Origin of the sequence: Bacillus cereus group sp. N14 (assembly GCF_016483555.1) — a bacterium.
GTDB lineage: Bacteria > Bacillota > Bacilli > Bacillales > Bacillaceae_G > Bacillus_A > Bacillus_A wiedmannii.
Genome location: NZ_JAEHBQ010000001.1, coordinates 206,170 through 227,958 on the forward strand (window position 1 = coordinate 206,170; position 21,789 = coordinate 227,958).

Here is a 21,789-nt window from a genome sequence, read left to right on the forward strand (position 1 = left end):
TTCGGTGGCACTTTCTTCTATTCATTAGCAAATATTATTTCATTTACTTTTTTAGCAATCACTACTATCGCTATTAGAATGCAAATTAAATATAGCAATTTCGCGATAAATAACCACCCTTGAAACATTACAATTTCACCTATTATCTCATTTCCTTTCAATAACAAAAACGGAATTGTACTAATTATAATGACAAACTCAATACTGAAAACAATTTTCTTTTTTCGACTATATGCTTTCCATTCATCCCAGCGATACATGGGAGCAAAAATCAATACTCCTATACATAATATAATCGGTATCCATTCACTTTTAAGAAATTGTCCTGAAATAACTGATAATAGTAAACAAACGAGCACACCATAATAACCTATTCTCTCTCTCATTCATACTCCCCCATTCTACTTTCCCTTTAATATGTAGCTTGCTATGCTTATAACAATTTTCAGAAAAACAACTACTACAATTACAATATAAAGACCTTTTGCAGACGACATCCATTCTTGAAAAATAGACATTTTTTCCATTTGTTTCTGCCCCTCTATTAAAATAAACCCTACGAAAAATGAGCAAACAACAGTGATACCTATTATAATTCTGATACTTTTCTTACTATATTGTGTCATGTCATCCCAGCGGTATAACAGTATAAAAACAAACCCGAAAACAGGTATGATACCTATCCATTCGGTATTTGTAAATAGATTTAAAATGATTACTAGAATACAAGATATGATGAATCCCCAAAATCCAATTTTTTGCACATAACCCCTCCTTAAATTCCATTTTTAGGATTAATTGTATTGTAACATCCATTTCAAAAACTTACCATTACAGTACATGAAATTTCACTTTTTTCTTTTTCCTATACTCACATACTTTCACTGCTTTCATACAATAAACTACACGAATGCCTAAAGGATGTGAATGTTATGGGAGTTGAATTAACGCTATTACACGCTCTCTATGTTCTTTGTTTACTCACTATTATTACCTTTTTTATTCTCCGAAAAGATACGACGATCATTTGTATCGTTTTTATCTTTTTACTAGCATTAACCGCAACAAACTCTATCCCTCTTGCCGTTAGCGGCATTTTTCAAAGTTTCATTTACGCCATTACTGAACTATTACCAACTATATTAATCATCTCCATTATCGTATCCATGAGCAATTTACTCGTTCATACCGGCATAAATGATACGATGATTTCACCATTTACAAAGATGATTCGTACACCTACACTCGCCTACTGGATTATCGGTCTTTTAATGATGACAATTTCTTTCTTCTTTTGGCCTTCTCCAGCTGTCGCTTTAATGGGAGCTATTTTATTACCAGTCGCTGTACGCGTCGGTCTTCCGCCAATTGGAGTTGCAATTGCTATGAACTTATTCGGTCATGGGATTGCTTTATCCGGCGACTTCGTTATACAAGGCGCACCAAAATTAACCGCAGACGCTGCTGGTCTCCCTGTTTCCAGCGTTGTATCTGCAAGTTTTCCACTCGTTATCGTTATGGGCGTTGTTACAACTTCTGTCGCTTTTTTCTTCTTACGAAAAGAGTTTCATACAGGACTATCATTGCAAGACACCTCTTCATCAACTGAACCATCTAAAACTACCATTTTATTATCTCCTCGCATAAAGAAATGGCTCGCTATATGTATCCCTATCGTATATATCATTGACATCCTTTGCATGATTCAATATAAACTACAAGGAAGCGACGCAACTGCACTTATCGGCGGGACGACTGTTATTATGATTATCATCATTTCTCTCATCACCTACAAAGGACATGGACTAAATAAAACGACCGATTATTTTATAGAAGGGCTTCAATTTGGATTTAAAATTTTCGGACCAGTCATTCCAATTGCTGCACTTTTTTATTTAGGAGATAGCGGCTTTGTGAAAATCATCGGAGACTATTTACCGAAAGGTTCACACGGAATCATTAACGACTTAGGAATCGCTTTATCACAAACTGTTCCTTTAAACCAATATGTATCAGCTGGAACATTAACTATCGTTGGTGCCATAACAGGATTAGATGGATCTGGATTTTCCGGCATTTCACTTGCTGGTTCAATTGCCAATCTTTTCGGAACAGCGCTTGGGCATGGGACCGCTACATTAACAGCTCTCGGACAAATTGCAGCTATATGGACCGGGGGCGGGACGTTAATTCCTTGGGCGCTTATTCCTGCTGCTGCCATTTGTAAGGTGGATCCATTTGAACTTGCACACCGAAACTTTTTACCGGTTGTGATTGGCTTAATTGTCACCACAATCGTTGCGATGTTTATTTTATAACGTAAGCAAGTGTTCTCTTGCTTACGTTTTTTTCTTGTGAAATTCATCATGAATTACTCGTTTTCAAGAGGGATTCGTTATTACTTAGCGAAATTATATTAGGAGAGTAATTATTTCAAAACGTTTACGAGAAACAGATTACTGCAATTCGAAAAGGGGACATAACTATGAATGAATTGATTTTCGTCTTATTAATTTGTCCATTACTTATCTTTATCGTTTCTGTTATTGGAACGCGCAAGACGAAAACGTATTACGTAATGCCGATTGTAACGTTTGCTAGTTTTTTAATAATAGGTGTTATCGCCTTTACTCCAAAATTTTTCTTTTGGGTTGGCATGTACAGCATCTTCTCGTTTATTGTTTCTTATATGACACTATTGTTTGTGAGAGGGTATGAAGTTGCGGAAAACGCTAAATAGTTATTAACGAGGAGTTTGTCATATGATTTTCTTTGATGTCGATGGAACTTTATTTGATTATGAGGCGGCTGAAAGAAATGGTATTATAGATTTCTTTCAAGTATATAGTACTATTTTTTCAGGTAATGAATTAGAGGCCACAAAAGTCTGGCATGAATTATCCGAAGAATATTTCAACAAATTTTTATCCAAGGAATTATCTTTTCAAGAACAACAAAGGATGCGAATGTATCATTTATTTAAAACATATGGATTAAACTTATCACCCGAGGAATCTCAGCACAGATTCAATCAATATATAGAACTTTATAAGAACAACTGGGCCGCGTTTGAAGATGTACACTATACATTACAGACCTTAAAGCAAGAAGGGCACTCATTAGGTATCATTAGTAATGGTGACTATGAACAACAAGTCGAAAAATTAACTGCCCTAAACATTTTAAAACATTTCAAATATATATTTACTTCTAGTGAACTTGGTATATCGAAACCAGATCCTGAAATTTTTCACAGAACCGTATTACAATCGAATCTTGAAATGAAAGATTGCTATTATATTGGCGATCGATTAGAGACTGATGCAATTAGTAGTACAGCAGCTGGGATGCAAGGGATATGGTTAAATCGGGATAACTCACAACTCAAGTACGATATTCCTACTATCTGTTCTTTACATGAAGTTTTAACAATAATATAAAAAACGACCGCGTTCCCCCGCGGTCGTTTTTTTCGTGTTACGCTGTGATCCAAGCTTCGTTTGCTGGATTTTTACGCCACTCTTGTAATTTTTTCGTTTCAGCTTGTCCGATCATACCTTTTTCTGCTGCTACTTCAGTTAATGCACTGTAGTCGCTTAAAGAGTATGATGCTACGTTAGCTGCTTCTAGTTTTTCTTTTCCTGCTTCTAGCTCGTATGTGAAGATTGATACGATTCCTAATACTTCACATCCAGCTTCGCGAAGTGCTTCTACACATGTAATTGCACTACCGCCAGTTGAAATTAAGTCTTCTACTACTACTACTTTTTGACCTTTTTCAGCTTTTCCTTCAATTTGGTTCCCTTTACCGTGACCTTTTGCTTTACTACGTACGTAGCACATTGGTAAATCCATACGATCGCTTACCCATGCAGCGTGCGCAATACCAGCCGTTGCTGTTCCTGCAATAACTTCTACAGTTGGGAAGTGCTCTTTAATTAACTCTTCTAATCCAGCTGCAATCGCTTGACGTACTTTTGGATAAGATAAAGTTAAACGATTATCACAATAAATTGGTGATTTCATACCTGAAGACCAAGTGAATGGATCATTCGGTTGTAAAAATACTGCTCCAATTTCTAATAAATGCGATGCGATTTCTTTTTTCATACTGATACACCTTCCCACTGTTGTTTTACTGTTTTATACGCTTCAAGCGGATTTTCCGCTTTTGTAATACTACGTCCAACTACGATGTAGCTTGAGCCAAGTTCCCTCGCACGTTTCGGTGTTGCTACGCGCACCTGGTCATTTACATCATCGCTTGCAAGACGAATCCCCGGTGTTACTGTTACAAATTCATTTCCGCATACTTCACGTAATTTCGGAACTTCAAGTGTTGAACAAACAACACCATCAAGTCCACTTTCTTTCGTTAGTTTTGCATAATGAGCAACCGCTTCTTCTAACGTTTTCTCAATGCCAATCTCTTTTTTCATCATAGCTTCCGAAGTGCTTGTTAGTTGTGTAACTGCAATACAAATCGGTCTCTCTTTTCCTTCTTGCTTACCTTCCTCTAATCCCTCAATCGCAGCTTTCATCATACTGCTTCCCCCAGCAGCATGAACATTTACCATATCAACATCTAGACTAGCTAGGCTACGCATAGCGCTTTTTACTGTATTCGGAATATCATGAAGTTTTAAATCTAGGAAGATCTTATGCCCTTTTTCTTTTAAGTACGTAATAATCGCAGGTCCTTCTTTGTAGAATAACTCCATACCAACTTTGACAAATAACTCTTCCCCTTCAAAGTGGTGTAAGAATTGTTCTACATCTTGTTTCCCTGGAAAATCTAGTGCAACGATTAACGACTGTGACATGTTTGCTTCCAGCTCCTTCCTTGACATTCCGAAATGTGATCAAATCCTAATTCATCTAGTAATGCTGGTAATTCTTCAATAATTGTCGGACATACGAATGGATCGATAAAGTTCGCTGTTCCAACTGCAACCGCGCTTGCGCCAGCATAGAAGAATTCAATTACATCTTCCGCAGTTTCAATACCACCCATTCCGATAATCGGAATGTTAACCGCTTGGCTTACTTCATGTACCATACGAATTGCTACTGGCTTAATCGCAGGACCTGATAATCCGCCTGTACGGTTTGCTAAAATTGGTTTAGCTGTTTTTAAATCTAGACGCATACCAAGCAATGTATTAATCATCGTTAAACCGTCCGCACCCGCATTTTCAATTGCTTTTGCAATCTCCACAATGTTTGCCACGTTCGGTGACAATTTCACATATACCGGTACTTCAGAAACCTCTTTTACTCGCTTCGTTAAATCAGCAGCAATTTCAGGATTCGTACCAAAAGCGATACCACCCGTTTTTACGTTTGGACAAGAAATATTTAATTCTAGCGCATGAACATTAGGTGCCTTTGAAATTTCCTTCGCAACTGCTACATAATCCTCAGCTTGTGAGCCAGCAACATTTGCAATAATCGGAAGATCAAATTGCTCGAGAAAAGGTAATTCAGAATTCATTACCTTTTCTAATCCAGGATTTTGAAGCCCGATTGCATTTAGCATTCCGCCTGGTGTTTCCGCAACACGAGGCGTTGGGTTTCCGTAACGAGGCTGTTCTGTTGTCGCTTTAATCATAATTGATCCAAGTACACTTAAATCATAGAACTGTGCATACTCACGACCAAATCCGAAGCAACCAGATGCTGGGATGATTGGATTTTTTAATGATAACCCTGGTAATTCAACTTGCAATCTGTTCATAGTACAACCTCCCCGATTGGAAATACTGGTCCGTCGCTACACACCTTCTTGTAAGAATGTCCACTCGGATCTGCTTGTAAATGGCATACACATGCGAAACATGCTCCAATGCCACAGCCCATACGCTCTTCTAATGAAATATAGGCTTTTCTCTCTTTATAGCGTCCTTCTAATGCACGAAGCATCGCTAAAGGTCCACATGAGTATAGAATGTCAAAGTCGATTCCATAGCTATCAATTACATCTGTTACAAAGCCTTCTGTACCATGCGTACCATCAACTGTTGCAACATACGTATCACCAAGCTCTGCGAATTTCTCTTCATAGAAGACAACATCTTTCGTTTGGAAACCTAAGATGTGAATAACGCGTACTCCCTTTGCTACAAGACGCTGTGACAATTCATATAGTGGTGGTACACCAATTCCCCCTCCAACTAATAGAGCCGTTTGTCCAGCTTCCGCTTCTTCTACAGGAAAACCATGTCCAAGTGGTCCTAACACATCTACAAGTTCGCCTTGTTTTCTTTTCGCTAATGTTTTTGTTCCTTGTCCTTCCGCACGATATAGCATTGTAAATTCGTTCTTCTCTTGATCGACATTACAAATACTAATTGGGCGGCGCAGAAGGGGCGTAATGCCCTCTGCTACCTTAATGTGTACAAACTGCCCTGGATCGTTCATTTGCTGCACTAGATCCCCTTGAAGCACTAATTCGTAAATGTTTTTTGCGATTTCTTTTTGGTTAACGACGATCATATTTTGCTTTTGCATCATGCATGTACCACCTCGTGACGCTTCGTTTGCGTAATTTCTTTCATTGAATGAGCTGAGAATGTCATAGATTCTAGTACTCGTAAGATTGCTCTCGTTGTATCAAGTGATGTTAAGCAAGCCACACCATTTTCTACTGATTCACGGCGAATGCGGAAACCATCACGCGCTGGTTGTTTGCCTTTTGTTAATGTATTGATTACAAACTGTGCTTTTCCTTGACGGATAATATCAAGTAAGTTGTATTCTTCAGAATCAATTTTATTTACAACTTGCACTGGAATGTTTTGCTCTGCTAACGACTGTGCTGTTCCAGCTGTTGCTAATAAGTTATAGCCGATTTCGTGGAAACGTTTTGCAATTTCCATTGCTTCTTCTTTATCTTTATCCGCTACAGTGATGATTACTGATCCGTGCGTTGGGATGTTAATTCCTGAAGCAACTAACCCTTTGTATAATGCTTTTTCAAGTGTTAAGTCTTTACCCATTACTTCCCCTGTTGATTTCATTTCAGGTCCTAATGTTGTATCAACTGAACGTAGTTTCGCAAATGAGAATACCGGAGCTTTTACATATACTTCTTTCTCTTCTGGGTGATAACCCGTTCCATATCCTTGCTCTACTAGGTCTTGCCCTAAAATAACTTTCGTTGCAACATTCGCCATCGGTACACCTGTAATTTTACTTAAGAATGGTACTGTACGGCTCGCACGTGGATTTACTTCAATTACATACACTTCATCTTTGAATACTACAAACTGAATGTTTAGTAATCCAACAATGTTTAAACCTTTTCCAAGTGCAATTGTATGTTCAATAATTTGTTCTTTCAGTTTTGCAGATAAGCTTTGCGGTGGATATACTCCGATTGAGTCACCAGAGTGAACTCCAGCGCGTTCAATATGTTCCATAATACCTGGAATGAATACATTCTCACCGTCTGAAATTGCATCTACTTCAATTTCTTTACCAACCATGTAACGATCGATTAATACTGGGTGATCTGCGTGAACTTTAACCGCATTTTTCATGTAGTGCAGCAGTTCTTCTTGACGATATACGATTTCCATCGCGCGTCCACCTAGTACGTAAGATGGTCTTACTAATACTGGGTAACCAATTTTGTCAGCGATTGCTACTGCTTGCTCTACAGTCGTTGCTGTTTTACCAACTGGTTGCGGGATACCAAGCTGTGTTAGAGCTGCTTCAAACTTATCACGATCTTCTGCACGGTCTAAATCTTCAAGTGATGTTCCTAAGATTTTCACACCGTGAGCCTCTAATTTAGCAGCTAAGTTAATTGCCGTTTGTCCACCGAATTGGACGATAACACCTTCTGGTTTTTCTAAATCGATAATGTGCATTACATCTTCGATTGTTAATGGTTCAAAGTATAATTTGTCAGAAATACTGAAGTCTGTTGAAACTGTTTCTGGATTGTTATTAACAATAATTGCCTCATATCCAGCTTCTTTAATTGCCCATACAGAGTGAACTGTTGCATAGTCAAACTCAACACCTTGACCGATACGGATTGGACCAGATCCTAGAACTACTACACTCTTACGATCTGTTCTAACCGATTCATTCTCATCACCATATGTGCTGTAGTAGTATGGTGTTGCAGATTCAAACTCTGCAGCACAAGTATCTACCATTTTATAAACAGGAGTTATATTGCTTTCTTTACGCATGTCGTAAATTTCACGCTCTGTTTTGTTCCAAGCATTGGCGATGTAATGGTCACTGAATCCCATTTCTTTCGCTGATTGTAATACTTCCATATTTCCTACATTTGCTTTTACTTCGCGTTCCATGTTTACGATATTTTCAACTTTTTGTAAGAAGAAGAAGTCCATTTCACACCAATCGTTGATTTCTTCTTTCGTTACACCTTGACGAATTGCTTCCGCTACAATAAACAGTCGCTCATCATCAGCTTTTATAATGCGTTTTTTCATTGTCTCTTTATCAAGCTCTTTTAAATGCTCTAACTCTAAGTGATAAACACCAAGTTCTAAAGAACGAATCGCTTTTAATAATGATTGCTCTAAATTACGTCCGATTGACATAACTTCACCAGTTGCCTTCATTTGTGTACCCAGTGTTCTGTTTGCTGATTCAAACTTATCAAATGGCCAGCGCGGAATTTTTGAAACAACATAGTCTAATGCTGGTTCGAAACAAGCGTATGTTTTTTGTGTTACTGGGTTTATAATTTCATCTAATGTTAAACCGACTGCAATTTTTGCCGCTAGCTTCGCAATTGGATATCCAGTTGCTTTAGATGCTAGTGCAGATGAACGACTTACACGCGGGTTTACTTCGATTACATAGTATTGGAAGCTATGTGGATCAAGTGCAAGCTGAACGTTACATCCACCTTCAATTCCTAATGCACGAATAATTCGTAATGAAGTGTTTCGTAACATTTGATATTCACGGTCACTTAATGTTTGGCTCGGTGCTACAACGATAGAATCACCTGTATGAACCCCAACTGGATCGATATTTTCCATATTACATACTACAATCGCGTTATCATTTGAATCACGCATTACTTCATATTCAATTTCCTTACAACCAGCAATGCTCTTTTCTAATAAACATTGTGTTACCGGACTATGTTTTAATCCACCTGATACGATTTCAATTAGTTCTTCTTCATTACTACAGATTCCGCCACCTGTTCCCCCCATCGTAAATGCCGGGCGAACAATAACTGGATATCCAATTTCTTTTACAAATTCATGTGCTTCTTCTAGCGTATGAATAATAGTACTAGATGGAATTGGTTCATTTAATTCCTGCATTAAGGTACGGAATAGATCACGATCCTCCGCTTGCTCGATTGCTGATAATTTTGTTCCTAAAATTTCAACTCCGCACTCTTCAAGTATGCCTGATTTCGCAAGTTCAACAGCCATATTCAGGCCTGTTTGACCACCTAATGTTGGTAAGATTGCATCTGGACGTTCTTTACGAATGATACGGCTTACGAATTCTAGTGTTAATGGTTCTATATATACTTTATCTGCCGTTGCAGTATCTGTCATAATTGTTGCTGGGTTAGAGTTAACAAGGATTACTTTGTAACCTTCTTCTCTAAGAGATTGACAAGCTTGTGTACCAGAGTAGTCAAACTCTGCTGCTTGCCCAATTACAATTGGTCCTGATCCGATTACTAAAATTGTGTTAATGTCTAGGCGTTTTGGCATAACTCTTCCCCTTCTTTCTTGAAGTTTTCAATCATTGCTAAGAAATCTTCGAACAAATCGTTTGCATCTTCTGGTCCTGCAGAAGCTTCTGGATGGTATTGTACTGTAAATGCTGGGAACTTCGTATGACGAAGACCTTCTACTGTTCCATCATTTAAAGCAACATGTGTAATTTCAAGTTCTGTATTTTTAACTGATTCTTCTTCTACTGCGTAACCATGATTTTGAGATGTAATTGCTACTTTTCCAGTTGCAAGATGTTTTACCGGATGGTTTAAACCACGGTGACCGAATTTTAACTTACTTGTATTCGCACCAGATGCTAGAGCGAATAGTTGATGTCCTAAGCAAATTCCGAATAAAGGAACTTTACCGATAATGTCTTTTAACATTTCAATTGCTTCTGGTACATCTTTTGGATCTCCAGGTCCGTTACTTAACATAATTCCATCTGGGCTAAGACGTAAAATTTCTTCTGCTGTTGTATTGTAAGGTACTACAATTACATCACAGTCACGTTTATTTAATTCTCGTAAAATACCATGTTTCATTCCGAAGTCTACAAGTACAACTCGGTGTCCACGGCCTGGGCTTGGGTATGGATCTTTCGTTGATACGCGTTTCACGTGATCTGTAAATACTGTCGCTTTTAATTGGCTCACGATGTATTCTACATCTGCATCCATGTTACATAGACGTCCACGTAATGTACCGTATTGACGAATTTTTCTCGTTAATTTTCTTGTATCAATTCCTGCTAACCCTGGGATATTTCTTTCTTTTAAGTAATCATTTAACGAAATTTCATTACGGAAGTTTGATGGATGATCACAAATTTCGTTTACGATTAAACCATTTACAGATGGGTGAATCGATTCAAAATCGTCACGGTTGATGCCGTAGTTTCCGATTAATGGGTACGTGAATGTTACAATTTGACCGCAATATGATGGATCAGATAATGTTTCTTGATATCCAGTCATTCCTGTTGTAAATACAACCTCACCTGACTTTTCGATTTCTCCTCCGAAACCTTTTCCAATTAATACTGTTCCATCTTCTAAGATAAGTTGTCTTTTCATACTAATGCACTCTCCTTTTGCCATGCGATCTTACCACCAACGATTGTCATTACCGGCCATCCTTGGCATTTCCAACCTGCGAATGGTGTATTTTTTCCTTTTGATAAGAATGTTGTTGGGTCAATCTCTTCTTCTTGTTCTAAATCAATGATTGTAATATCAGCTGTTCTACCTTCTTTCAGGCGACCTGCTTCTAAGCCGAATGTATCAGCTGGTTTTTCTGTTAAGAATTGAATTAACTGCTCTAATGTAATAATTCCCTTTTTCACAAGGTTTGTGTATAGAAGTGGGAATGCTGTTTCAAAACCAGTAATTCCGAATGGTGCTCTTTCAATTCCTTGCGCTTTCTCTTCCGCTGTATGCGGTGCATGGTCAGTTGCGATCATATCGATTGTTCCATCTAATAAACCTTCAATTAGTGCTGCGTGATCTTCTTTCCCACGAAGCGGTGGGTTCATTTTAAAGTTAGGATCAGCTGATGGGATATCATCTTCACATAACACTAAGTGATGAGGTGTTACTTCTGCTGTTACTTTAATTCCAGCGCGTTTCGCATCTCGAATTACGCGTACAGAACCTTTCGTACTTACGTGACATACGTGATAGTGACAATTTGCCGCTTCAGCAAGCAGTATATCCCTTGCAATATGTACAGATTCACATACTGATGGGATACCGTTTAATCCGTGTTTCTCAGAAAACTTCCCTTCATGTACACAACCTTTATTAATAAGAGTATTCTCTTCACAATGTGCAACTACTGCCATATTTAATTTCGCTGCACGCTTCATAGCAGCTAACATCATGCTAGCATCTTGTACGCCTACACCGTCATCAGTGAAAGCAAATGCTCCAAGTTCTTTTAATGTTTCGAAATCTGTCATTTCAGAACCAGCTTGGCGTACTGTAATTGCTCCGTATGGTAGTACGTTGACATGCGCTTTTTCTTTAATACGATTTTGCAAGTCTTCCATATGTTCTCTGCAATCTGGTACTGGGCGTGTATTTGGCATTGCACAAATTGTAGTGAACCCACCTTTTGCCGCTGCTAGTGTACCTGTTTCAATTGTTTCTTTATGTTCACCACCTGGTTCACGAAGATGTACGTGTACATCTACTAATCCAGGTGCGATTAACTTTCCGTTCACATCGATTACTTCAGCATTATCTGCCGTAATATTTTCTGCTACCTTAGCGATTTTACCGTCTTGTACGAGAAGATCTGTTGCTACGATTTTTCCTTCTTCATTCATATAACGACCATTTTTAAACAAGTAATTCATGTTTCATTCCTCCTAATACATTTGGTAAGGCGCGTTTTAGTACAGCCATTCTTACGTAAACTCCATTTTCCATTTGTTTAAATATGCGTGAACGCTCACACTCAACAAGTTCACTTGCAATTTCAACATCACGGTTTACAGGAGCTGGATGCATAATAATGCTTCCTTCTTTCATACGCTTTTCTCTTTCCACTGTTAATCCGTGTTTCTCATGATACTCTTTCATAATGTCTGTTTCATAATGATCATGACGCTCATGTTGTACACGAAGTAACATCATTACATCCACTTCTGGAACAAGTTCATCTAATGGTTTGTATGTTCCAAACGTGCTGTCTTCATCTTTCCACTCTTCTGGACTTGCAAAGTAAATTGTTGCACCCAGTTTCGTTAATGCTTCTGCATTAGAACGTGCTACTCGGCTATGACGAACATCTCCTACTATCGCAATCTTTAATCCTTCAAATCTTCCAAACTCTTGTTTAATTGTAAGAAGATCGAGTAGGCACTGCGTTGGATGGTTTCCACATCCATCTCCAGCGTTTAAGATTGGGATATTTACCTGTTCTTTTAGTTCATCGAAGTAGCGATCTTGCTCATGGCGGACGATCACCGCTTTTGTTCCGATTGATTCTAGTGTTCTTACCGTATCGTATAAAGTTTCTCCTTTTTGTACGCTAGATGCATCCGCTGAAAAGTTTAAAACTTCAAGTCCTAATCTCTTCTCAGCAACTTCAAAGCTAAATCTCGTTCTCGTACTATTCTCAAAGAACAAGTTCGCAACAAAAGTTTGCTCTGTCGTTTTGCTCTCTTTTCCATTCGCGAAATCTTCTGCGTCTTTTAGAATTTCTGAAATTTCTACTTCCGATAATTCACTCATCGTTAACAAATGGCTCATCGTCATCCCTCATCTTTCTGATTTTTATGTTACCACTTTTGTATTTTTATAACAACTTTCGTATAAAAATACCCTAGTCATGTGAGACTAGGGTGCAAGGAAGAAGCCACCCTTTCCGGTCTCACAGGACTGAATTAAAAGGTTGTTATTATGAAGCAATCTGCTTAGATTGTTTTATTTGTTTCGTTTCCGGTAGTAGTAGATTTAACAGTACACCTACAATTGCTGCTAGTGCCATTCCTTCTACTTGGAACGATTCTCCTACATGAAGTACCGCTCCACCAATACCGATTACTAGTATTACTGATGCAATCATTAAGTTTCGTTTGTCACTTAGGTCTGTTTTATCATCTACCATCATGCGTAATCCGCTTGATGCGATTACACCGAATAGTAAGATTGATACTCCACCCATAACCGGTGTTGGTATGGAGTGAATCAGCGCGGAAATCTTACCGATAAAACCAAACATGATTGCGAATACTGCTGATCCGATGAATAAGTATACGCTGTAAGCTCTCGTAATTGCTAGCACACCGATATTTTCACCATACGTTGTATTCGGTGGTCCACCTATTAGTGATGCAATCAATGTTGCTATTCCATCACCGAAGATTGAGCGATGTAAACCTGGTTTTTCAATTAAATCTCTTTTAATAACGTTTCCAAGTACAATTTGATGTCCGATATGTTCTGAAATTGTTACTAGTGCAACTGGTACCATCAAGAGTACAATCTTCCACGAAAACTCCGGAGTATATGTTACAAATGGTACTGTGAAATCTGGTACAACAAACCATTTTGCCTCAGCTACCGGCTTTAAGTTTACTAGCCCTTGGAAGTAAGCGAAGATATATCCGCCGATAATGCCCAGTAACACTGGTATGATACTGAAAAACCCTCTTCCGAATATAGAGCAGATAATTGTAATTGCTAATGTTACTAATGCTACTGAAAAGTGTGTAAAGCTATATTTGCCATCCGCACCGTTCATCGCCATGTTAACTGCTGTATGTGCTAAAGCTAGACCGATTACCATTACGACTGGACCAACTACGATTGGCGGAAGTAATTTCATAATCCACTCTGATCCTGACTTCTTAATTCCGAGTGAGATTAAGATGTACACAAGTCCTGCAAACAAACCACCGAGCATTGCTGCTCCAGGTCCACCTGCTGTTTTCGCTGTTATAATCGGTGCGATAAAGGCGAATGATGATCCTAGATAGGCAGGTACTTGACCTTTCGTTATAAGAAGAAACGCTAGCGTTCCTAATCCACTTGATATTAATGCTACTGACGGATTCAATCCTGTTAAAAACGGAACAAGCACTGTTGATCCAAACATCGCGAACAAATGTTGTATACTTAAAAATAACCATTTTCCCGGTTTCGGTACTTCATTAACGTCTAACACTGGCTTTTGTTCCATTGTTACATCCTCCTTCAGTTTAAATCTTTGCAATAAAAAAACTCTTTGTGCCTGTGCACAAAGAGTCCTACACTTTCGTATGCCAAATTTGACATATGAAAGCCAAGACCCTTTGGCAGCCTCACAGGACTACATTTAAAAGGGCTTTACTTATCGTATATGCTTACTCGATCTTGTTGATCTGTCTCTTGCAAATCAACTTCGATACGCTCTTCACTTGATGTTGGAATGTTCTTTCCTACATAATCAGCGCGAATTGGTAGTTCACGATGACCTCTATCAACAAGAACCGCCAGTTGGATTTGTGATGGTCTACCTAAATCCATAAGAGCATCCATTGCCGCTCGAACTGTTCTTCCTGTATATAATACATCATCCACAAGGATAACTTTTTTCTTCGTAATATCTACAGGGATATCAGAACCTTTTACAAGTGGTTCTTCATTTTTCGATTGTAGTGTTAGATCATCACGATATAACGTAATATCTAGCTCTCCAACTTCCATTTCTTTTCCTTCAATTTGACCAATTCGTTCTGCCAAACGTTGTGCAATAAAAATTCCACGAGTTTTAATTCCGACAAGAACACAATTATCGACACCTTTATTTCGTTCCACGATTTCATGACTAATTCGTGTTAAAGCGCGGCGAATCATTTGGTCATCTAAAACGACAGCTTTCTCTTGCATGCTCTACACCTCCAAGCTTTTTTCTTGCGTGAGAGTAATGGTATAAAAAAAGTCCTCTCAGCGTGTGCGAGAGGACTTTTGAAAAAAGGGTACAGCATACCCTATGTATTTCAAACCGTTACCTTCTCAACCTCACGGGGCTGTGTTAAAGGATCATTATTTAACTGTTGTCAGTATCTCAGTTTTCTTATGATTTGTCAATACTATTTCCGTAAAATATTTAATGCGTCTTCAAACACTTCTGGAATCGGTGCCTCAAACTGAATATATTCACCAGTACGAGGATGGTCAAACCCTAAAATACCTGCGTGAAGTGCTTGTCCATTCATGTCTAATGTTTTCTTCGGACCATACTTCGGATCTCCTGCAAGTGGATAGCCAATGTATTTCATATGAACACGAATTTGGTGCGTACGTCCCGTTTCTAAGCGACATTCTACAAGTGTAAAATCTTTAAAGCGTTCTAACACCTGGAAGTGTGTAACAGCATTCTTACCATTTTCATCAACTGTCATGCTTTGACGTTCTTTCTTATCGCGACCAATTGGCGCATCGATCGTTCCTTTATCATGCGGAATCACACCGTGTACAATCGCTTTGTAACGTCTTGTTACTGTTTTTGCTACAAGTTGATTTACAAGTGACTCATGCGCCACATCATTTTTAGCAACCATTAATAGTCCAGATGTATCTTTATCAATACGATGCACGATACCAGGACGCATTACACCGTTAATACCTGACAGGTCTGTACAATGGTGCATAAGTCCGTTTACAAGCGTACCGCTTGTATGCCCTGGAGCTGGATGTACAACCATACCACGTGGCTTATTTACAACGAGTACATCTGCATCTTCATAATAAATTTCTAAGCCCATATCTTCTGCTTGGATATCTAACTCTTCTGGATCAGGAATCGTTACTGTAATTTCATCGTTTTCTTTAACTTTATAATTCACTTTTACCGATTTTCCATTAACTGTAACGACATCATCTTTAATCCATTGTTGTACTTGTGAACGTGACCATTCACTGTTTATTTCTGCAACGAATTTATCAATTCGCTCACTTTTTTGTTCTTCTGCAACTGTTACTTGTACTACTTCACTCATTCAATTACTCCTTCGTTTTCTTGCCTTCTAATAATGTTTGAATAATAATTAATACAACACCAATACATAATGCTGAATCAGCTATATTGAATACTGGATAGTTGTACGAGAAAATATACACGTGAATGAAATCCACTACTTCTTGTCTAAATACACGATCAATGAAATTACCAATTGCTCCGCCTAGTATTAGACCTAATGAAATCCCTAGAAGTTTGTCTGTTTTCGCATATTTTTGCATATAAATTACGATAAATACTACAAAAACGACTGTAATAATGTAGAAAAACCACATTTTATTTTCTAAAATCCCCCAGGCAGCTCCTCTATTTCGATGTGATGTTATGTATAATACATTATCGATAATCGGAATGCTCGTACCCAATTCCATGTTCTTTACAATTAGCCATTTCGATATTTGATCGATGGCAATGACAAATAACGCTATTACATAATATATCATTTTCATTTCCCCCACAAAGACAGTGTACCTCAAAATTTTAGCATAGCTGCAACCTTTTCACAATGAACCTTTATAGAAGAATAAAATAAATTAAAAAAAGGTAATATAATATCGTTGTGCGCATTCATACATTTACTTTTTCATAGAAAAATTCATGAATGGTACGGGCAGTCGGCATCGTCTTCATTTGTTTTACCGAAATTGCTCTCCCCGTTTCTTCACAAATACCATACATATCTATTTCCATTTTAAATAATGCACGTTCTACATCTTTTAAGTCCTCTTTTATATCATGTAATAGGAGTTTTTTCTTTATCTCTTCCTTAATTTCATATCCAAGCTCTTCGCTAAACTCTGTATCATATTTGTGCATGACCTCTTTAGCTAGCCTCTCTTGTAACTCTTTTCGCATCAATTGCAATTCTTCTTTGATTTCCATATACATTTCATTCACGTGTACATTCCTCCTAGCTGCAATGTACGATTAGTGTGTCCGAAATTTCTATGCTTACCTCACACACATTTTTCCTTCATAGGAAAGAGAGTGAAAGTTATTTTAATATATCATCAACAAAAAAACTGACTGTACTTACGCACAGTCAGTTTTTTTATTATTTTACATAGTTTTCTTTAACAACTGTTGCACAACGCTCACATAATGTTTCATGTTCAGCGTCTTTACCAATTGTTTCTGAAACTACCCAACAACGTTCACATGTTTCACCAGTTGCTTGAGCAACAACAACCGCTGTATGCTCATACTTCGGCGCATCTGCTGGCGCTTCTTCCATCATACCACCAAGTTTATACTCAGAAACGATGAATAATTGCTTTAAGTCTTCGCTAATAGACTCTAACATAGTTTTCATTTCTACAGTCGGATATAGCGTAATACTTGCATTTAATGACTTACCGATTACTTTCTCATTACGAGCTACTTCTAACGCTTTTAATACATCATCACGCAGCGTCATAAATGCATCCCATTTTGTTTTTAATGCTTCCGCACCATCTAATTGTACAGCTTCTGGCATATTAGTTAATTGTACACTTTCTTCTGTTACACCCGGAATGTATGGCCATACTTCATCAGCTGTATGCGGTAAGATTGGTGTTACAAGTTTCGTCAATGCAACAAGAACATCATATAATACAGTTTGAATTGCACGACGATCTTCATGGTTTGCACCTTCAATGTATAAAATGTCTTTCGCAAAGTCTAAGTAGAATGAACTTAAATCAATTGTACAGAAGTTATGAATTGCATGATACACAGCAGCGAAGTCGTATGTTTCATATGCTTCTTTTACTTTTGTAATTAAGTCATTTAATTTCACTAACATGTAACGATCTACTTCACGAAGTTCAGCTACAGCTACTGTATTTTCACTTGGCTTAAAGTCATCTAAGTTTCCTAATAAGAAACGGAATGTGTTACGGATTTTACGATACACTTCTGCTACTTGTTTTAAAATATCATCTGAAATACGTACATCAGATTGATAGTCAACAGAAGATACCCATAAGCGTAAAATATCTCCACCTAATTGATCCATAATCTTCTTCGGTACGACGATGTTTCCAATCGACTTACTCATTTTACGTCCTTCACCATCTAATACGAAACCATGGCTTAGTACGCCTTTATATGGAGCTTTACCTGTTACAGCAACTGCTGTTGATAATGAAGAGTTAAACCAACCACGATACTGGTCAGATCCTTCTAAATATAAATCAGCTGGACGTTGTAAGTCTTCGCGCTCTTCTAATACTGCTTGGTGAGAAGAACCTGAATCGAACCATACATCCATGATGTCTGTTTCTTTACGGAATTCACCATTTGGGCTACCTGTATGTGTAAATCCTTCTGGTAATAGATCTTTCGCTTCACGCTCAAACCATACGTTAGAACCGTGCTCACGGAATAAATCTGCTACATGGTTAATTGTTTCATCTGTAATAATTGGATCACCATTCTCTGCATAGAATACAGGGATTGGCACACCCCATGCACGCTGACGAGAAATACACCAGTCACCACGGTCACGAACCATATTATGAAGACGAGTTTCTCCCCATGCTGGTACCCATTTTGTTTCCGCAACAGCTTCTAATAATTCTTTACGGAACGCTTCAATAGATGCAAACCACTGTGCTGTTGCACGGAAAATAATTGGTTTTTTCGTTCTCCAATCATGCGGGTATGAATGCGTAATGAACGTTAGTTTCAGTAACGCGCCTACTTCTTCTAATTTTTCTGTAATTGGCTTGTTAGCTTTATCATAGAATAAGCCTTCAAATCCAGGTGCTTCATTTGTTAATACACCTTTATCATCAACTGGGCAAAGTACTTCTAATCCATACTTTTTACCAACAACGAAGTCATCTTCCCCGTGTCCTGGTGCTGTATGAACACAACCTGTACCTGCATCTGTTGTTACGTGATCTCCTAGCATAACTAATGAATCACGATCGTAGAATGGATGTTTTGCAACTGTATACTCAAGTTCGCTACCTTTTACCGTTTTCACAACTTCAGCATTTTCCCACTCTAACGTTTTTGCAACTGTCTCAAATAGTTCAGAAGCAATAATATATTTTTCATCATTTACTTTTACAATAGCGTATTCAAGTTCTGGGTGAACAGAAATACCTAAGTTTGCAGGTAACGTCCAAGGTGTTGTTGTCCAGATAATAAATTTCTCATCACCTTCTAATACGTTCTTTCCATCTTTTACAGGGAATGCTACGTAAATAGATGCTGATTTTTTATCTTGGTATTCAATTTCAGCTTCTGCTAAAGCTGATTCACTCGTTGGAGACCAGTAAACTGGTTTTTGTCCTTTATAAATATAACCTTTTTTCGCCATATCACCGAACACTTTAATTTGTTGCGCTTCATAAGCCGGCTCTAAAGTAATATATGGGTTATCCCAATCTGCACGTACACCTAAACGCTTAAATTGTTCACGTTGACGTTCTACTTGTTCATATGCATACTCTGCACATAACTTACGGAACTCAGCAACTGTCATTTCTTTACGCTTTACACCTTTATTTGTTAAAGCTTGCTCAATTGGTAAACCGTGTGTATCCCAACCCGGTACATATGGTGCGCAGTAACCTGTCATTGATTTATAACGAACAATAAAGTCTTTTAGCACTTTATTTAATGCATGTCCCATATGAATGTCACCATTCGCATATGGAGGTCCATCATGCAGTACAAATAAAGGACGACCTTTCGTATGTTCTTGTACCTTTTCATAAATATTCATTTCAGCCCACTGTTCTTGCATTGCAGGCTCACGTTTTGGTAAATTCCCACGCATTGGGAACTCTGTTTTTGGCATTAGTAATGTATTTTTGTACTCCATGCTCAATTCCTCCTTACATGTATAAAAGAAACACTTAAAAAACGGAATAGAAAAGAGACCTTCTCATCCCAAAAAGGGACGAGAAAGTCTCCCGCGGTACCACCCTAGTAGATCCTATACGTATGTATACAATCCTCTTTATATTCTTAACGCGAATATACGCCTACGCTTACTCTATTTGTTCAGCGCGGAACTCCAGGGTGATATTCCCATTATCTCCTTATCCTGAGCTTACACCATCCTCAGTTCGCTATATAAGGTATGAAAAAGGTACTTATCCCTATCTTCGTTTTTCTTAATAAATATGTTGTTTAAAATTATATGTAATAATGAGAAAAACGTCAAGCTTACACTGTTTCTTCTTTTTTCAACAGTTCATCTACTTCGTCTTCTAACTCAATTAGTTTATCCCAATCATCGTTGTTTAACATTTCAAGCTGTGTTTCTAATAACATACGGAAACGAGTGCGGAATACTTTCGCTTGTTTCTTTAGCTCTTCAATATCAAAGGCAACTTTTCTTGATTTTACTAACGCTTCGTTAATAATACGGTCTGCATTCTTTTCAGCTTCACGTACGATTAATTTTGCTTCTTTTTGCGCATTACGTTTTACTTCTTCCGCTGCTTCTTGTGCAACGATGATAGATTTGTTTAACGTATCTTCAATATTAGAGAAATGATCTAACTTCCCTTCTAATTGCGCAACTTTTTCTTCTAAAGCTTTTTTCTCACGAATGACTAATTCATAATCTTTGATAATTTGATCAAGAAACTCATTTACTTGATCTTCATCATAGCCACGGAATCCGCGACCAAATTCTTTGTTATGAATATCTAATGGTGTTAACGGCACAACGCCACCTCCAAGTAGTTATCTAAATTTCCTATTTCAATTATATCTTTTCTTCGACAAAATAGGAGGATTTCCTTCTAAAAAACCAATCATTTTAGTATACCATACAAAATTCTCCATTTGTCGCGCTTTGTTCTACCTTCTACAGAAAACAATTTACTTCGTCCATATCCTCTCACTGAAAAAACATCTCCTGGATAACATTCATAAGAAGTTTGCTCCACTGTTTTCCAATTAACTTTTACTAAACCATTTTTTATGAAAGGTTGTACTTTTTGTCTGGATATATGTAACATTTCAGCTAACATAACATCTAAACGAAGTGAAGAAACCGTTCCAGATTTCTCTCCCCACGTTTCTTGCATCTGTAGAATTTTTTCTCCTTGCACTGGTGATAAGGAGACTTTCACTTTCCCTATAGATTGTAAGTTCATCTCAATATAAGATACAACTTCTTTCGCGACTACAATTTGGGCACGATCTTCTTGAAGCAAAATATCACCACATTTTTCTCTCGTTAAACCAAGAGACATAAATGTACCTAATATTTGCCTATGTTCTAGCGTATAAAACTTGGAAGGATAGTCAATTTCCAATACTTCTACTTGAAATTCCTCTTCATTCACTACTAGATAGTCCGGATAAATGAGTGCTCTCTTACGCTCTGCATGAGGCGTTGCACCATCAAACTGTACAGCAACATCCCCTTGTCCTATTACCATAGTGACAATTTGTTGTTGTCTTGGATCAAGGAAGTCTGTTAACTTCACTTGATGGTACTCCGCTGCTCGCTTCCACTCTAACACCTTATCCACAAAGACCTCTTCATCGGGTCTGAAATGTTCATAGATGCTCATGTATTTAACCTCTT

21 protein-coding genes and 1 other annotated feature are annotated in these 21,789 nt (G+C 37.9%); of the genes, 3 read left to right on the plus strand and 18 right to left on the minus strand.

The window, feature by feature from the left end; genetic code table 11:
• Positions 1 to 17: 17 nt before the first annotated feature.
• Positions 18 to 386: a YoqO family protein gene (locus JDS82_RS00980; RefSeq protein WP_001209170.1), complete on the minus strand. Its 369-nt coding sequence runs from the start codon at positions 384 to 386 to the stop codon at positions 18 to 20.
• Between the two features lie 15 nt (positions 387 to 401).
• Complete coding sequence (locus JDS82_RS00985) at positions 402 to 764, minus strand: YoqO family protein (RefSeq protein WP_001169219.1); 363 nt, start codon at positions 762 to 764, stop codon at positions 402 to 404.
• A 168-nt stretch (positions 765 to 932) separates the two neighbouring features.
• Between JDS82_RS00985 and JDS82_RS00990 the strand changes: the two genes are divergently transcribed.
• The 3 genes from JDS82_RS00990 to JDS82_RS01000 all read left to right on the plus strand — a co-directional run bounded on the left by JDS82_RS00990 (position 933) and on the right by JDS82_RS01000 (position 3,440).
• Entirely contained in the window at positions 933 to 2,318 is a 1,386-nt protein-coding gene (locus tag JDS82_RS00990) for a hypothetical protein (protein ID WP_199712516.1), read from the plus strand.
• 167 nt (positions 2,319 to 2,485) lie between these two features.
• The gene (locus tag JDS82_RS00995; RefSeq protein ID WP_001003934.1) at positions 2,486 to 2,740 is read left to right on the plus strand and encodes a YbeF family protein; all 255 of its coding nucleotides are present in this window, start codon (positions 2,486 to 2,488) and stop codon (positions 2,738 to 2,740) included.
• Positions 2,741 to 2,762: 22 nt separating this feature from the next.
• Positions 2,763 to 3,440: an HAD family hydrolase gene (locus tag JDS82_RS01000; protein WP_000575809.1), complete on the plus strand. Its 678-nt coding sequence runs from the start codon at positions 2,763 to 2,765 to the stop codon at positions 3,438 to 3,440.
• A 37-nt stretch (positions 3,441 to 3,477) separates the two neighbouring features.
• Here JDS82_RS01000 and pyrE read toward each other — a convergent pair whose 3' ends face one another.
• The 16 genes from pyrE to JDS82_RS01080 all read right to left on the minus strand — a co-directional run bounded on the left by pyrE (position 3,478) and on the right by JDS82_RS01080 (position 21,775).
• A complete protein-coding gene (gene pyrE, locus JDS82_RS01005; RefSeq protein WP_000711449.1) occupies positions 3,478 to 4,110 on the minus strand; it encodes an orotate phosphoribosyltransferase in 633 nt (210 codons plus the stop codon).
• A complete protein-coding gene (gene pyrF, locus JDS82_RS01010; protein ID WP_000083487.1) occupies positions 4,107 to 4,823 on the minus strand; it encodes an orotidine-5'-phosphate decarboxylase in 717 nt (238 codons plus the stop codon). The genes pyrE and pyrF overlap by 4 nt, the downstream gene beginning before the upstream one ends.
• Positions 4,808 to 5,737 carry a dihydroorotate oxidase B catalytic subunit gene (gene pyrD, locus JDS82_RS01015; RefSeq protein WP_001081053.1) on the minus strand — a complete coding sequence of 310 codons (930 nt, stop codon included), beginning with the start codon at positions 5,735 to 5,737 and terminating at the stop codon, positions 4,808 to 4,810. The genes pyrF and pyrD overlap by 16 nt, the downstream gene beginning before the upstream one ends.
• The gene (gene pyrK, locus JDS82_RS01020) at positions 5,734 to 6,513 is read right to left on the minus strand and encodes a dihydroorotate oxidase B electron transfer subunit (protein ID WP_000983347.1); all 780 of its coding nucleotides are present in this window, start codon (positions 6,511 to 6,513) and stop codon (positions 5,734 to 5,736) included. Before pyrK ends, pyrD begins: the two co-directional genes overlap by 4 nt.
• Entirely contained in the window at positions 6,510 to 9,728 is a 3,219-nt protein-coding gene (gene carB / locus JDS82_RS01025) for a carbamoyl-phosphate synthase large subunit (protein WP_001126133.1), read from the minus strand. Before carB ends, pyrK begins: the two co-directional genes overlap by 4 nt.
• Positions 9,713 to 10,810: a carbamoyl phosphate synthase small subunit gene (locus JDS82_RS01030; protein WP_000828668.1), complete on the minus strand. Its 1,098-nt coding sequence runs from the start codon at positions 10,808 to 10,810 to the stop codon at positions 9,713 to 9,715. Before JDS82_RS01030 ends, carB begins: the two co-directional genes overlap by 16 nt.
• Complete coding sequence (gene pyrC / locus JDS82_RS01035) at positions 10,807 to 12,093, minus strand: dihydroorotase (RefSeq protein ID WP_001108381.1); 1,287 nt, start codon at positions 12,091 to 12,093, stop codon at positions 10,807 to 10,809. Before pyrC ends, JDS82_RS01030 begins: the two co-directional genes overlap by 4 nt.
• Entirely contained in the window at positions 12,077 to 12,991 is a 915-nt protein-coding gene (gene pyrB / locus JDS82_RS01040) for an aspartate carbamoyltransferase (RefSeq protein WP_048565657.1), read from the minus strand. Before pyrB ends, pyrC begins: the two co-directional genes overlap by 17 nt.
• A gap of 148 nt (positions 12,992 to 13,139) precedes the next feature.
• Positions 13,140 to 14,423: a uracil permease gene (gene uraA / locus JDS82_RS01045; RefSeq protein ID WP_000435919.1), complete on the minus strand. Its 1,284-nt coding sequence runs from the start codon at positions 14,421 to 14,423 to the stop codon at positions 13,140 to 13,142.
• 146 nt (positions 14,424 to 14,569) lie between these two features.
• Positions 14,570 to 15,112 carry a bifunctional pyrimidine operon transcriptional regulator/uracil phosphoribosyltransferase gene (gene pyrR / locus JDS82_RS01050; protein WP_001156490.1) on the minus strand — a complete coding sequence of 181 codons (543 nt, stop codon included), beginning with the start codon at positions 15,110 to 15,112 and terminating at the stop codon, positions 14,570 to 14,572.
• Between the two features lie 203 nt (positions 15,113 to 15,315).
• Positions 15,316 to 16,224 carry an RluA family pseudouridine synthase gene (locus JDS82_RS01055; protein WP_000005846.1) on the minus strand — a complete coding sequence of 303 codons (909 nt, stop codon included), beginning with the start codon at positions 16,222 to 16,224 and terminating at the stop codon, positions 15,316 to 15,318.
• Positions 16,225 to 16,228: 4 nt separating this feature from the next.
• Positions 16,229 to 16,687, minus strand: coding sequence for a lipoprotein signal peptidase LspA (gene lspA / locus JDS82_RS01060; protein ID WP_000642186.1), 459 nt, complete (start codon positions 16,685 to 16,687; stop codon positions 16,229 to 16,231).
• A gap of 124 nt (positions 16,688 to 16,811) precedes the next feature.
• The gene (locus tag JDS82_RS01065) at positions 16,812 to 17,141 is read right to left on the minus strand and encodes a TraR/DksA C4-type zinc finger protein (protein WP_001004658.1); all 330 of its coding nucleotides are present in this window, start codon (positions 17,139 to 17,141) and stop codon (positions 16,812 to 16,814) included.
• 157 nt (positions 17,142 to 17,298) lie between these two features.
• Entirely contained in the window at positions 17,299 to 20,064 is a 2,766-nt protein-coding gene (ileS2, locus tag JDS82_RS01070; protein WP_000455964.1) for an isoleucine--tRNA ligase, read from the minus strand.
• A 71-nt stretch (positions 20,065 to 20,135) separates the two neighbouring features.
• Positions 20,136 to 20,360, minus strand: a binding site (T-box leader).
• Between the two features lie 51 nt (positions 20,361 to 20,411).
• On the minus strand, positions 20,412 to 20,918 hold the full coding sequence (divIVA, locus tag JDS82_RS01075) for a septum site-determining protein DivIVA (protein WP_001131609.1): 507 nt from the start codon (positions 20,916 to 20,918) through the stop codon (positions 20,412 to 20,414).
• Between the two features lie 89 nt (positions 20,919 to 21,007).
• On the minus strand, positions 21,008 to 21,775 hold the full coding sequence (locus tag JDS82_RS01080; RefSeq protein ID WP_000029706.1) for a YlmH family RNA-binding protein: 768 nt from the start codon (positions 21,773 to 21,775) through the stop codon (positions 21,008 to 21,010).
• Positions 21,776 to 21,789 lie beyond the last annotated feature (14 nt).